The sequence below is a fragment of the Enterobacter sp. MGH 16 genome (genome assembly GCF_000493175.1).
GTDB classification, from domain to species: domain Bacteria; phylum Pseudomonadota; class Gammaproteobacteria; order Enterobacterales; family Enterobacteriaceae; genus Enterobacter; species Enterobacter roggenkampii.
Map to the genome: position 1 here is coordinate 1347359 of NZ_KI535695.1, position 13546 is coordinate 1360904.

At 57.4% G+C, this 13546-nt stretch carries 15 protein-coding genes; 11 read left to right on the plus strand and 4 right to left on the minus strand.

Going from position 1 to position 13546, the window contains the following annotated elements; genetic code table 11:
* Positions 1–5: 5 nt before the first annotated feature.
* The 9 genes from paaE (at position 6) to paaY (ending at position 8665) form a co-directional block, all read left to right on the plus strand.
* Positions 6–1076, plus strand: a complete 1071-nt coding sequence (gene paaE / locus L362_RS16245) for a 1,2-phenylacetyl-CoA epoxidase subunit PaaE (protein WP_023344052.1) — start codon at positions 6–8, stop codon at positions 1074–1076.
* A complete protein-coding gene (gene paaF / locus L362_RS16240) occupies positions 1073–1840 on the plus strand; it encodes a 2,3-dehydroadipyl-CoA hydratase PaaF (RefSeq protein WP_023344053.1) in 768 nt (255 codons plus the stop codon). The genes paaE and paaF overlap by 4 nt, the downstream gene beginning before the upstream one ends.
* Complete coding sequence (gene paaG, locus L362_RS16235; protein ID WP_155249602.1) at positions 1840–2628, plus strand: 2-(1,2-epoxy-1,2-dihydrophenyl)acetyl-CoA isomerase PaaG; 789 nt, start codon at positions 1840–1842, stop codon at positions 2626–2628. The genes paaF and paaG overlap by 1 nt, the downstream gene beginning before the upstream one ends.
* Before the next feature lies 1 nt (position 2629).
* Positions 2630–4054 carry a 3-hydroxyacyl-CoA dehydrogenase PaaH gene (gene paaH / locus L362_RS16230; protein ID WP_023344055.1) on the plus strand — a complete coding sequence of 475 codons (1425 nt, stop codon included), beginning with the start codon at positions 2630–2632 and terminating at the stop codon, positions 4052–4054.
* The gene (gene paaI, locus L362_RS16225; protein WP_023327372.1) at positions 4044–4466 is read left to right on the plus strand and encodes a hydroxyphenylacetyl-CoA thioesterase PaaI; all 423 of its coding nucleotides are present in this window, start codon (positions 4044–4046) and stop codon (positions 4464–4466) included. Before paaH ends, paaI begins: the two co-directional genes overlap by 11 nt.
* Entirely contained in the window at positions 4466–5671 is a 1206-nt protein-coding gene (pcaF, locus tag L362_RS16220; RefSeq protein ID WP_023344056.1) for a 3-oxoadipyl-CoA thiolase, read from the plus strand. The genes paaI and pcaF overlap by 1 nt, the downstream gene beginning before the upstream one ends.
* 27 nt (positions 5672–5698) lie before the next feature.
* Entirely contained in the window at positions 5699–7015 is a 1317-nt protein-coding gene (paaK, locus tag L362_RS16215) for a phenylacetate--CoA ligase PaaK (RefSeq protein ID WP_023344057.1), read from the plus strand.
* Positions 7016–7117: 102 nt separating this feature from the next.
* Positions 7118–8053 carry a phenylacetic acid degradation operon negative regulatory protein PaaX gene (gene paaX / locus L362_RS16210; RefSeq protein WP_021241337.1) on the plus strand — a complete coding sequence of 312 codons (936 nt, stop codon included), beginning with the start codon at positions 7118–7120 and terminating at the stop codon, positions 8051–8053.
* Between the two features lie 9 nt (positions 8054–8062).
* The gene (gene paaY, locus L362_RS16205; protein WP_023344058.1) at positions 8063–8665 is read left to right on the plus strand and encodes a phenylacetic acid degradation protein PaaY; all 603 of its coding nucleotides are present in this window, start codon (positions 8063–8065) and stop codon (positions 8663–8665) included.
* Here paaY and L362_RS16200 read toward each other — a convergent pair.
* A complete protein-coding gene (locus L362_RS16200) occupies positions 8568–9839 on the minus strand; it encodes a serine hydrolase domain-containing protein (protein ID WP_023344059.1) in 1272 nt (423 codons plus the stop codon). The two genes, paaY and L362_RS16200, sit on opposite strands and share 98 nt — an antisense overlap.
* A gap of 136 nt (positions 9840–9975) precedes the next feature.
* Between L362_RS16200 and L362_RS16195 the strand changes: the two genes are divergently transcribed.
* A complete protein-coding gene (locus L362_RS16195; protein WP_023344060.1) occupies positions 9976–10458 on the plus strand; it encodes a glutathione peroxidase in 483 nt (160 codons plus the stop codon).
* Between the two features lie 89 nt (positions 10459–10547).
* On the opposite strand, the gene L362_RS16190 is transcribed toward L362_RS16195, so the two are convergent.
* Positions 10548–11447, minus strand: a complete 900-nt coding sequence (locus L362_RS16190; protein ID WP_023344061.1) for a LysR family transcriptional regulator — start codon at positions 11445–11447, stop codon at positions 10548–10550.
* A 128-nt stretch (positions 11448–11575) separates the two neighbouring features.
* On the opposite strand from L362_RS16190, the gene L362_RS16185 reads away from it, so the two are divergent.
* Positions 11576–12148 (plus strand): flavin reductase family protein, encoded by a 573-nt coding sequence (locus L362_RS16185; RefSeq protein ID WP_023292520.1) that lies wholly within the window; start codon positions 11576–11578, stop codon positions 12146–12148.
* Between the two features lie 240 nt (positions 12149–12388).
* Here the strand turns inward: L362_RS16185 and L362_RS16180 are convergent, their stop codons facing one another.
* Both L362_RS16180 and L362_RS16175 read right to left on the minus strand, forming a co-directional pair.
* Entirely contained in the window at positions 12389–12850 is a 462-nt protein-coding gene (locus L362_RS16180) for a GNAT family N-acetyltransferase (RefSeq protein ID WP_008502363.1), read from the minus strand.
* A gap of 63 nt (positions 12851–12913) precedes the next feature.
* Complete coding sequence (locus L362_RS16175; protein WP_023344062.1) at positions 12914–13516, minus strand: helix-turn-helix domain-containing protein; 603 nt, start codon at positions 13514–13516, stop codon at positions 12914–12916.
* Positions 13517–13546: the final 30 nt, after the last annotated feature.

Below are 13546 nucleotides of genomic sequence, written 5' to 3' on the forward strand. Positions count from 1 at the left end.
CTGCCATGACAACGTTTCATTCATTAACAGTGGCAAAAGTGGAACCCGAAACCCGCGACGCGGTGACCATCACCTTTGCGGTGCCGCAGGCCCTGCAGGAGGCCTACCGCTTCCGTCCCGGCCAGCACCTGACGTTAAAAACGACGCTTGGCGGGGACGAGCTGCGCCGCTGCTACTCCATCTGCCGGAGTACCGCTCCGGGCGAAATCAGCGTGGCGGTCAAAGCCATCGACGGCGGGCGCTTCTCCCGCTATGCCCGGGATGAGATCAAAGCGGGCATGGCGCTGGAGGTGATGGTTCCTCAGGGGCAGTTTGGCTACCAGCCCCGGGCCGAACGCGAAGGCCACTACCTGGCGATTGCGGCAGGCTCCGGGATCACCCCGATGCTGGCGATCATATCCGCGACGCTTGCGACCGAACCGAACAGCCATTTCACCCTGATCTACGGCAACCGCAGCAGCCAGAGCATGATGTTCCGCCAGGCGCTGGCGGACCTGAAGGACAAATACCCGCAGCGGCTGCAGCTGCTCTCTATCTTCAGCCAGGAGCGGCTGGACAGCGACCTGCTCTATGGCCGCATCGACGGGGAAAAGCTGCAGGCGCTGGCGAAAACCCTGATCAACTTCCGCCAGTATGACGAGGCGTTTATCTGCGGCCCGTCTGCCATGATGGACGACGCGGAAGCCACGCTGAAGGCGCTGGGGATGCCGGACAAATCCATTCACCTTGAGCGCTTTAACACCTCCGGAATCACCGTTAAGCGCGCGGCGCACGTGCAGGCAGAAGGACAGAAAGTGACCGTTCGCCAGGACGGGCGCGACCGTGAAATCACCCTGACGGCGGACGACGAAAGCATTCTGGATGCCGCCCTGCGTCAGGGGGCGGATCTGCCGTATGCCTGCAAGGGCGGCGTCTGCGCCACCTGCAAATGCAAAGTGCTGCGCGGCAAGGTGGACATGGCAACCAACTACAGCCTGGAGCCGGACGAGCTGGCCGCCGGGTACGTACTGAGCTGCCAGTCTTTACCGTTAACCGCCGACGTGATCGTCGACTTTGACGCGAAGGGGATGGCATGAGTGAACTGATTGTTACCCGTCATGGCCGCGTGCTGCAGCTGACGCTGAACCGTCCGGCGGCGCGCAACGCCCTCAACAACGCGCTGTTGACCCAGCTTGCAGAACAGCTTGAGGCCGCCGCTGTGAATGCCGACATCGCCGTCTGCGTGATTTACGGCAGCGAGCGCTGCTTTGCCGCCGGGGCCGATCTCAATGAGATGGCGGAGAAAGACCTGCCTGCCACTCTGAACGATATTCGCCCGCAGCTGTGGGCGCGAATCAACGCGTTTCCTAAACCGCTGATCGCCGCCGTAAATGGCTTCGCGCTGGGGGCGGGCTGCGAGCTGGCGCTGCTGTGCGACGTGGTGATTGCCGGTGACAACGCCCGTTTCGGCCTGCCGGAAATCACGCTCGGCATCATGCCCGGCGCGGGCGGCACCCAGCGTCTTATCCGCTGCGTCGGTAAATCCCTGGCCAGCAAAATGGTGCTGACCGGCGAGAGCATTACCGCAGAGCAGGCGCTGAGCGCCGGGCTGGTGAGCGACGTTTTCCCGGCGGCGCTGACGCTGGAGTATGCCCTGAAGCAGGCGGCCCTGATGGCGCGCCACTCGCCGCTGGCGCTGCAGGCGGCCAAACAGGCGCTGCGCCAGTCCCAGGAGGTGCCGCTCCAGGCCGGTCTGGCCCAGGAGCGCCAGCTGTTTACGCTGCTTTCTGCCACCGAAGACCGCCGGGAAGGCATCGACGCCTTCTTACAAAAACGCACCCCCGACTTTAAAGGACGCTAATTGTGGAATTTATTCTCAGTCATATAGAACAGGGCGTGATGACCCTTACGCTGAACCGTCCGGAGCGTCTGAACAGCTTTAACGACGTCATGCACCGGCAGCTGGCCGAGTGCCTGAAACAGGCCGAGCGCGATGACACTATCCGCTGCCTGCTGATCACCGGGGCAGGACGCGGCTTTTGCGCCGGTCAGGACCTGAACGACCGCAACGTCGACCCTAACGGCCCGGCGCCGGATCTGGGCATGTCCGTTGAAACCTTCTACAACCCGCTCGTGCGCCGCCTGGCAAAGCTGCCGAAGCCGGTCATCTGTGCCGTTAACGGCGTGGCGGCGGGCGCTGGCGCCACGCTGGCGCTCGGGTGCGACATGGTGATTGCGGCGCGCTCCGCCAGCTTCGTGATGGCCTTCAGCAAGCTCGGCCTGGTGCCGGACTGCGGCGGCACCTGGCTGCTGCCGCGCGTGGCCGGACGCGCCCGCGCCATGGGGCTGGCGCTGCTCGGCGACAAGCTCAGCGCCGAGCAGGCGCAAGCGTGGGGCATGATCTGGCAGGTGGTCGATGACGAAGAGCTCTCCACTACGGCGCAGCAGATGGCCCTGCATTTTGCGTCGCAGCCGACCTTCGGGCTGGGGCTGATCAAGCAGGCGATCAATGCCGCGGAAACCAACACTCTGGACGCCCAGCTCGATCTCGAGCGCGACTTTCAGCGCCTGGCCGGGCGCAGCGATGACTACCGCGAGGGCGTCAGCGCCTTCCTGGCGAAGCGCGCGCCGAACTTTACGGGGAAATAAGATGCTGAACATACGGACTGTCGCCGTGATCGGCAGCGGCACGATGGGCGCAGGGATTGCCGAAGTCGCCGCCAGCCATGGTCATCAGGTGCTGATCTACGACATCTCCAGCGATGCGATATCGCGCGCCATCGACGGGATCCGCCAGCGTCTGGCCTCCCGGGTAACGCGCGGAAAACTCTCTGCCGATGCCGGGAGCCAGATCCTTGCCCGGCTGGTTCCCGTCACGGATATCGAGGCGCTCTCCGCGGCCGATCTGGTGATTGAAGCGGCCTCAGAGCGGCTGGAGGTGAAAAAGGCGCTGTTTGCGCAGCTGGCTGAGATCTGCCCGCCGCAGACGGTGCTGACCAGCAATACCTCCTCCATCTCCGTCACGGCGATTGCGGCGGACGTCCACCACCCGGAACGCGTCGCAGGCCTGCACTTCTTTAACCCGGCGCCGGTGATGAAGCTGGTGGAGGTGGTCAGCGGGCTGGCGACCTCCCCGGAAGTGGCCGACGCGCTGTGTGAGCTGGCGCTGAACTGGGGCAAACAGCCCGTTCGCTGCCAGTCCACGCCGGGGTTCATCGTCAACCGCGTTGCGCGTCCGTTCTATTCCGAAGCCTGGCGCGCGCTGGAAGAGCAGGTCGCGCCGCCGGAGGTAATTGACGCCGCCCTGCGGGAAGGCGGCGGCTTCCCGATGGGGCCGCTGGAGCTGACCGACATGATTGGTCAGGACGTGAACTTTGCGGTGACCTGCTCGGTCTTTAACGCCTTCTGGCAGGAGCGTCGTTTTCTGCCTTCGCTGGTGCAGCAGGAGCTGGTGCTGGCAGGCAGGCTGGGCAAAAAGAGCGGGAAGGGCGTTTACGACTGGCAGGGTGACAAACCCGACGTGCAGTGGGTCAAGGCGGTAAACGACAGCTATAGCCCGATGCGCGTGGAAAAAAGACGTGACGGTGTCACAGAAATTGATGATGTGTACCTGATTGAAACGCAGGGGGAGACCGCGCAGGCGCTGGCGCTGCGGCTCAACGGCCCGGTGGTGGTGGTCGACCGCATTGAACGTGACGTGGCGGTCATTGCCGCCGCGGCCAGCAATCCGCATACCGCGACGCAAAAAGCCATCCGCTACCTGCAGCAGCAGGGGCTCCGGGTAGTGCAAATTGCCGATTATCCCGGCCTGCTGATCTGGCGAACGCTGGCGATGATTGCCAACGAGGCGCTGGATGCCCTGCAAAAAGGGGTCGCCAGCGAGAAGGACATTGATACCGCCATGCGCCTGGGCGTGAACTACCCGAGCGGGCCGATCGCCTGGGGCGAGCGCCTGGGCTGGCAGCGCCTGCTGACGCTGCTGGAGAACCTGCAGCGCCATTACGGTGAAGAGCGCTATCGCCCCTGTTCACTGCTGCGCCAGCGCGCGCTTCTGGAGAGTAGCTATGAGTCATAACGCCTGGCATAACGCCCGCGCCATGTACGAACGGGACGCCTGCGCGCAGGCGATGGGGATGGACATTGTCGAGATGGACGAGGGTTACGCGGTGGTGACCATGACCATCACCCCTCAGATGCTGAACGGTCACAAAACCTGCCACGGCGGACAGCTGTTTTCGCTGGCGGACACCGCCTTTGCCTACGCCTGCAACAGCCAGGGGCTGGCGGCGGTAGCCTCCGGCTGCTCGATTGACTTTCTGCGTCCGGGCTTCGCCGGGGACACGCTCACCGCCACCGCGCGGGTGAAGCATCAGGGAAAGCTGACCGGCGTATACGACATTGAAATCCAGAACCAACAACAAAAAACCGTCGCCCTTTTTCGCGGAAAATCTCACCGCATTGGCGGCAGCGTGACAGGAGAGGCCTGATGCGTGACGCATTTATTTGTGATGGCGTTCGAACCCCGGTGGGCCGCTACGGCGGGGCGCTTTCCGCCGTTCGAACTGACGATCTCGGCGCCGTGCCGCTGCGCGCGCTGCTGGCCCGCTACCCGCAGCTCGACCTGGAGCGGATTGACGACGTGATTTTCGGCTGTGCCAACCAGGCGGGGGAAGATAACCGCAACGTGGCGCGCATGTCGTTGCTGCTGGCCGGTGTGCCGCAGACGGTCTCCGGCACGACGATCAACCGCTTGTGCGGATCCGGGCTGGACGCGATTGGTTTTGCCGCGCGCGCCATTAAGGCGGGCGACGGCGACCTGCTGATTGCGGGCGGGGTGGAGTCGATGTCCCGCGCGCCGTTTGTGATGGGCAAAGCCACCGCGGCGTTCCAGCGACAGGCGGAGATCTTCGATACAACCATCGGCTGGCGATTTGTGAATCCGCTCATGCATCAGCAATTCGGAACTGACAGTATGCCGGAAACGGCAGAGAATGTAGCTGAATTGTTAAATATCAGCCGTGCCGATCAGGACGCGTTTGCCCTGCGCAGCCAGCAGCGTACCGCGCAGGCGCAGCAGAACGGCATTCTGGCGCAGGAGATCGTGCCGGTGCCGGTGCCGGGCAAAAAAGGGGCGGTCAACGAGTTCAGCGTGGATGAACATCCGCGCGCCGACACCACGCTCGAACAGCTTGCCGGTCTGAAAACGCCGTTCCGTAAGAACGGGGTGGTCACGGCGGGCAATGCCTCCGGGGTTAACGACGGCGCGGCGGCGCTGATTGTCGCCAGCGAGAAGATGGCGCTGGCGCAGGGGGTAGTCCCGCGCACGCGGATCGTGGCGATGGCGACGGCGGGCGTGGAGCCCCGTCTGATGGGGCTCGGCCCGGTACCCGCTACCCGTAAGGTGCTGGAGTGCGCCGGACTCAGTATTCACGATATGGACGTCATTGAGCTTAACGAAGCTTTCGCCGCGCAGGCGCTGGGCGTGGTGCGTCAGCTGGGCCTGCCGGATGATGCCGCGCACGTCAACCCGAACGGTGGCGCGATTGCGCTGGGCCACCCGCTGGGCATGAGCGGCGCCAGGCTGGCGCTGGCCGCGAGTAACGAACTGCACCGACGCGGCGGGCGCTACGCGCTGTGTACGATGTGCATCGGTGTGGGTCAGGGCATTGCCATGATCCTTGAGCGTGTTTGAGCATAAAAACAATGTGAGTACCCTGCGATGACAAATACAACAAAGCTTGACCCGATCGAAACCGCGTCCCTTGACGAGTTACAGGCGCTGCAGACCGCGCGTCTGAAATGGACGCTGCATCATGCCTATAACAACGTGCCGATGTACAAACGCAAGTTTGATGCCGCGGGCGTTCACCCTGACGATTTCAACGAGCTGGCGGATATCCGTAAGTTCCCGTGCACCACCAAGCAGGACCTGCGGGATAACTACCCGTTCGATACCTTTGCCGTGCCGATGGAGCAGGTGGTGCGCATTCACGCGTCATCCGGCACTACCGGTAAGCCGACCGTTGTCGGCTACACGCAGGGCGACATTGATAACTGGGCCAACCTGGTGGCGCGTTCCCTGCGCGCCGCGGGCGGCAGCGCGAAGGACAAAATTCACGTGGCGTATGGCTACGGCCTGTTTACCGGCGGGCTGGGGGCGCACTACGGGGCCGAGCGCTTAGGCGCGACGGTGATCCCGATGTCCGGCGGCCAGACGGAGAAACAGGCGCAGCTGATCCGCGATTTCCAGCCGGACATGATCATGGTGACGCCATCCTACTGTCTCAACCTGATAGAAGAGCTTGAGCGCCAGATGGGCGGCGATGCCAGCGGCTGTTCCCTGCGCTTGGGCGTCTTCGGCGCCGAGCCGTGGACGCAGGCCATGCGTCGCGAAATTGAAAAACGCCTGGGCATTACGGCGCTGGACATTTATGGCCTTTCCGAAGTGATGGGGCCGGGCGTGGCGATGGAGTGTATCGAAACCGTCGACGGCCCAACCATCTGGGAAGACCACTTCTACCCGGAGATCGTCAACCCGAATGACGGCATGCCGCTGGATGACGGGCAGCAGGGCGAACTGCTGTTCACCACGCTGACCAAAGAGGCGCTGCCGGTGATCCGCTACCGCACCCGCGACCTGACGCGTCTGCTCCCGGCTACCGCGCGCAGCATGCGCCGTATGGACCGCATCAGCGGCCGCAGCGACGATATGCTGATCATTCGCGGCGTCAACGTCTTCCCGTCGCAGCTGGAGGAGGAGATTGTGAAGTTCGAACATCTCTCTCCGCACTACCAGCTGGAGGTGAACCGTCGCGGACATCTTGATTCACTTTCCGTGAAGGTGGAGCTGAAAGAGAGCAGCCTGACGCTGACGCACGAGCAGCGTTGCCAGGTGTGCCACCAGCTGCGCCACCGCATTAAATCGATGGTGGGGATTTCCACCGACGTGACGATCGTGAACTGCGGCAGCATCCCGCGCTCGGAGGGGAAAGCCTGCCGGGTGTTTGACCTGCGAAAAGTTGCGGCCAACGGTTAAGTTTCCTCTCACCCCGGCCCTCTTCCAAAGGGAGAGGGTTAGGGTGAGGGGCTATCCCAGAATCCTATGCTATGATTCATCCAGGACAAAAATAACAACAGAATGAATCACATGAATAAACTCGACGCCTTTATCCAGCACGCGGTCAGCTCCGTTCCCGTCAGCGGGACCTCGCTTATCTCCTCGTTATACGGTGACGCGCTTTCCCATCGCGGCGGTGAGATTTGGCTCGGCAGCCTGGCAGCCTTACTGGAAGGCATGGGGTTTGGCGAACGGTTCGTGCGTACCGCGCTGTTTCGCCTCAACAAAGAGGGCTGGCTGGACGTCTCGCGCATCGGGCGGCGCAGCTTTTACCGCCTGAGCGATAAGGGGCTGCGCCTGACGCGTCGCGCGGAGAATAAGATCTACCGCGCGGAACTGCCCGCCTGGGACGGCAAATGGCTGCTGCTGCTTTCCGAAGGGCTGGATAAAACTACGCTCGCGGATGTGAAAAAACAGCTCATCTGGCAAGGATTTGGCACGCTGGCACCGAGCCTGATGGCCTCGCCGTCACAGCATCTGGCGGACGTGCAGTCCCTGCTTCACGATGCCGGCGTGGCCGAAAACGTGATTTTCTTTGAAGCCCACTCGCCGCTGGCGCTCTCGCGCGCCGCGCTGCGTTCACGCGTAGAAGAGTGCTGGCAGCTAACCGAGCAAAACGCGATGTACGAGTCGTTTATCAACTCGTTCCGGCCGCTGCTGCCGCTGCTGAAAGAGGCCGCGCCGGAGGAGCTGACGCCGGAACGCTGCTTCCAGATCCAGCTGCTGCTGATTCACTTTTATCGTCGCGTGGTGCTGAAGGACCCGCTGCTGCCGGAAGAGTTACTGCCTGCGCACTGGGCGGGGCAAAGCGCCCGACAGCTCTGCATAAATATCTATCAGCGTGTCGCGCCGGGAGCGCTGGCGTTTGTCAGCGAGAAGGGCGAAACCTCCGTCGGCGAACTGCCCGTGCCCGGCACGCTCTACTATCAACGCTTCGGTGGTCTTACAAGCGCATAAGGAGGGAAGATGCCTGTTTATCAAATTGACGGCCTGACGCCGGTCGTGCCTGACGAGAGCTATGTTCACCCAACGGCGGTGCTCATCGGCGACGTGATTCTGGGCAAAGGCGTGTATGTCGGTCCCAATGCCAGCCTGCGCGGTGATTTTGGCCGTATCGTGGTGAAAGACGGGGCGAACATTCAGGATAACTGCGTGATGCACGGCTTCCCGGAGCAGGACACGGTGGTGGAAGAGGACGGGCACATCGGCCACAGCGCCATTCTTCACGGCTGCGTGATCCGCCGCAATGCGCTGGTGGGCATGAATGCGGTGGTGATGGACGGGGCGGTCATTGGTGAAAACAGCATCGTCGGCGCGGCGGCGTTCGTGAAGGCCAAAGCGGAGATGCCTGCCAACCATTTGATCATCGGCAGCCCGGCCAAGGCGATCCGTGAGCTGAGCGAGCAGGAGCTGGCATGGAAGCAGCAGGGCACGCGGGAGTATCAGGTGCTGGTGGAGCGCTGCAAGCTCACTATGCACCAGGTCGAGCCGCTGCGTGAGGTTGAGCCTGACCGGAAACGGCTGACGTTTGACGAGAATTTGAGGCCGAAGTCGGTGAACCAGGGGTAAGGCCGTCTTTTTTCGCCATATCCATCAAAAGCGCGATGCCAATGTAATTACTCCAGTTAAAGATATTTTGCAGCACTACCACCGCATTGCCCCTTTCTTTGTCATAACCGATAAAGCTGGAGTAGCCGCCGATATAGCCGACCTGATAGGTGATTTTCTCCAGACCGATAAAGTCGGTGGTCCAGGCAATACCCTGTACTCCGTCAGGTCGTTGAATGTCGGTATCCCTGACTTCGGCAAAGACGCTGTCCAGTAAGCGATTGTGAGTCGTCGATACGTGATAGCGCGCATAGGCCGCCAGATCTTCAGCGTTGCTGTATAAGCTCGCTGCCGCCACCATATTATTGGAAAAATGCCAGTCCGGTGTGAGCTGCCCGCGTGGGATAAATTTAGGCTGATCGCCCGCGTGGCCTAGCGCCCGCTGGGGGTATCCTTTTAGCTGCTGCGGCGTAAAGCTGCTGTTAGCCATCTGCAGCGGATGGAAAATATAGCGCGAGGCTAAACTCTGGATATCTTCGCCGGTTTTGTGCTTCAGGATGTAGCCGATCAGGGCGTAGCCGGTATTGGAGTATTGCGGCACTTTATTCTTTGGCGCTCGCCAGTCGGCGAGGTAGAGCAGCACGTTATCGCTATCCAGCTCACCGTAGAAATTATCGCCGGTGCTTAAGTAGCTGATGAATTTTCCAAGCATCGGAACATCCATATTCTGACGCGGAAGGCCGGAGGTGTGGGTTACCAGTTCAAGTAGGGTGATTTTTTGTGCATCCGCGCTAAGCGCCGTCCCCGGCGGAAGCAATGTCGCCAGGCTATCGTTCCAGTTCAGTTGCCCTTCATTCACCAGACAAGCCACTACTTCTGCCGTGATCCCTTTGCTGAGTGAGCCGAGCGCAAACAGGGTGTCGGTCCTGATCGGATAGCGATTGACCGCATCGGTTACGCCCCAGGTGTAAAACTGCGGTGAGCCGTGATTATGGATCACCGCGACCGTCATCCCGGGAACGGATTTTTGCGCCATGTAGTGACGCACCACGCTGTCAACGTCGCCGTCCAGCGAATCATGAGTGAGAAGTTCCTGAGTGCCTTCCGGGGAGGACATTTGCGAGAGCGTGCCACAACCGCTGAGGAGTGGCAGAGTAAGCAGAAGCCAGCGAAATTTTTTTGTTATGTTCTGCATACCTGATAGCGAGTGTGGTGGTCATGGCGCGCCAGGAATGTATCACAAATAGCCTGCTTGAATGTAAACTTTCTACACGGTGACGGCCCTGCGGGTGGTCACCATGACTTTTCGGCCAGCTTTGAGGGATATTAGTATGACTCGCTTTTATCAACTTAGCGCCACCCGTCTGGATGGGCAGCTTATCTCTATGGCCGACTATGCGGGTAAGGTGGTTCTGGTTGTTAATACGGCCAGCCAGTGCGGCTTTACGCCACAGTATGCGGGGCTTGAAGCACTGTACAAAAAATACGCCGATCAAGGGCTGGTGGTGCTTGGCTTCCCCTGCAACCAGTTCGGTAAGCAGGAACCCGGCGGTGCCGACGACATCTCAAAGACCTGTTACATTAACCACGGCGTCAGCTTTCCCATGTTCGAGAAAGTCGAGGTCAACGGTGCCGCAGCACATCCGATTTTTCGTTATCTGAAAGACGAATTGCCCGGCGTGCTGGGTGGGCGGATCAAGTGGAACTTTACCAAGTTCCTTGTCGGGCGTGACGGTAAACCCCTCAAGCGCTTTGCACCGATGACTACGCCCGAGAAAATGGAGGGGGCAATTGTTGCGGCACTGGGAAGGTGAGTGTTTTTGTCGCCAGAGCCATCCGTTTGTTGGGGATAGCCGATATTCTGATGTCCGCTCTGTGCCAGATGCGGACGTCGAGGAGAATGTTATTTTGATGCGAAATATTTGCGTAATATTTTTTCTAATAACGAGAAAACGACCGTCACCCTTTTGGGAGTAATCAGCTGGTAAGGCCGATATAAATAAAATTGCCATTTCTCCTGTCGCAGTTCTGGCAATGGGGGAACAAGTTGGCCGCTTGCTAAGTACTCCCTACAGATAAAGTCGCTGGACTGTACAACCGTTCTCCCGGCCAATGCAGCCTGAATTTCGGCATATGGATCTGTAGTATAAAACTCAATATGACGAGGGACAAAAGTATTTACTGCGTCACTCATAAACTCAAATGATTTTCCCGTTTCAGGATTAATTAAACCACTAAATGGATAACGCTGTCGAAGATCTTCTAAATCAGTAGGTGCTCCCAGCCGCTCAATAAGTTCAGGGGATGCAACCAAAATATGTTCAACTTGTGCGATATTTTTAATGATAAAGTTTGGATTAGGTTCTCGTCCTACGCGTATACCTATATCAATACGATTCTCAATAGTATCAAGTTTCATCATATCTAAACGCCAGTCGATAAATAAATCAGGATAGGGACGTAGTGCAGTCAATAGTTCATACAAGATTTGTTCATGATTTGGAAATCGAAGTAATGTGATACGAACAATACCCTTCATTTCATTATCAACTTTCGCTGTCTGAAATAGTTTTTCAGAATCTTCAAGCAGTCGCTTTGCTTGGGGTAAAAATAGTTCGCCGAAACTGGTGAGAAAGATCGAACGCGTATTGCGTTTGAATAAAGGTTCACCAAGTTGTTTCTCCAGCTCAGCGACTGTTCGGGTTACTACTGATGGTGAAACCGACAGCTTGATGGCTGCTTCGCGGAAGTTCAAGGTCTCAGAGGCGATGATAAAAAATTTTAGAGCGTCAAGTTTGTCCATGATTATTGTGAAATCTGCAATAATGTATTTTGATAATAGCAATTAATTTGCAACTATTCCAGCCATATAATAGAACAATCAAATAAGTAACCTGTCTTACTTTTTATCAGAACTCAAAAGAGTAAACTATGTCAATTCAACCAGTAGAGTTAAACAAAGCCTATCGTTTATTACAGGTCGGGCCAACGACGATGATATCGGCTAAAAATGATGGCATTGAAAATGTCATGGCAGCGGCCTGGGTGGGATTAGTAGGCAATAACAAAGTGATGGCTTTTATAGGTCCACAGGCATTTACTCGCGGGCTTGTAGAAAAAAGCGGATATTACGTTGTACAGATCCCAGTAGTGAATCAGATGGAAATGGTTTTATATGCTGGAGGTCACAGTTATTCCGACACACCCGATAAAAATAGTAAAATCCCACTATTTTATCAGAAAGAGTTTGATCTGCCTTTAGTGGAAGGTTGCGCTGGCTGGTTAGTATGTAAGGTCATACCCAATGAAGAAAATGAAAAGCAGCACAACTTGTTCATGGGGGAAATTGTCGGAGCATGGAGTGATGACCGCGTTTTCAGAAATGGGCACTGGATTTTTGATGATGCACCAGATGAATTACGTACTGTCCATTACGTTGCTGGCGGACAGTTTTACGCCATTGGCAAAGGGACAAAATTTAATTATGGTCCGGGAAAAGACTAATCCTTACTTCTGCATAAATGTAGCCATATAACATGGCTACAAAGAGGTAGTAGCATAAAAGAACAACCTACTTAAGATGTTTGCTTCTCACTCACAGCGGACCTTTAGCTCAGTTAGCATATCCGCTCAGTGCCAGAAGCGGATGTCGTAAGATTCGTTCGGCTAAAAGAGCAAATTCTTCTGCATCAGAGTGACAGGCCCTGCGGATTCACATTTATCATTACTCTCTGCAAAGTACTTTTATTTTTGCCCGGGGTTACGATAAATATCGGGTCGATTGATTTGCCAGACAAAATCTGGTCGGTTCAATGGGTTATACCCCAGCTTCTGGTATAACCATGGCGCGCTGTCGGTTACCAGCATTATCCGTCGCAGACGTGACAACAATGGATGGGCATGACAGCATTCAATCAGCCAACGGCCAAGACCACTTTTCTGATAATCGTTCAGCACGTAGACGTCACACAAATAACCAAAAGTGGCATAGTCTGTGACCAGACGGGCGAAGCCGATTTGTCTTGTTCCATCCAGGAGCGCGAAACAAAGGCTGTTCTGGATTGATATCCTGACCGTTTCAGCATCAATACCAGGAGCCCAGGACGATTGCGAGAGGTAATCATGAATGGCTTCCAGCTGAAAAAAGCTGGGATCGGTTGTGACTATAAATTTGTCTTTGGTAAAACGCAGATGCTGATTATTCACCGAACTTCTCCTTTTGGGCTACTTGTGATGAGGCACAGGGCTGTCCTCTATGCCGGGGAATGCTCAGGATGCTTTTTCATGTACTGTCATGATAAATACCAGCGGGTTCTCCCCCTGGTTTTCATAGAAATGAGGAACGTCCGTTCTGGCGGTTGCCGAACAGCCAGTATGTACCCGATACACGTGTTCCTGTACGCCGAGTGTGAGCGTGCCCGACTGCACATAAAACAGTTCAAGCGTACCTTCCGTGTGGCCGGGGGACGCAAACTTTTCCCCCGGCTGCATTTCCCACATCCAGAGCTCGGTCATATCAGGGCCACCTGACCCTGCGAGCAATCTTGCTCTCCCGCCTTTTTCACCTTCCCACAATTCTGGGATCTCATCTTCAGCAATGAGATGCACGGTCGGTTTTGAACTGACATCCACAAAATCAGCCACCGAAACCCCCATTGCGGCAGCCAGGCGGCATAACAGGGCAATGCTGGGATTCGCCCGGCATCCCTCTATCTCAACCAGCGCTCCCTTGCTGACGCCTGCCCGACGGGAGAGCTCATCGAGGGATATCTTCTTATGCTTACGATAGAGTTTAATTCGCTGAGATACGGCTTCATTCACAGTGTTGACGATAGCGTTTGCATCGGTCATTAAATTGACTTTTTTGGTCATTGGTCATTATCATGGGATAAAATGGTCATT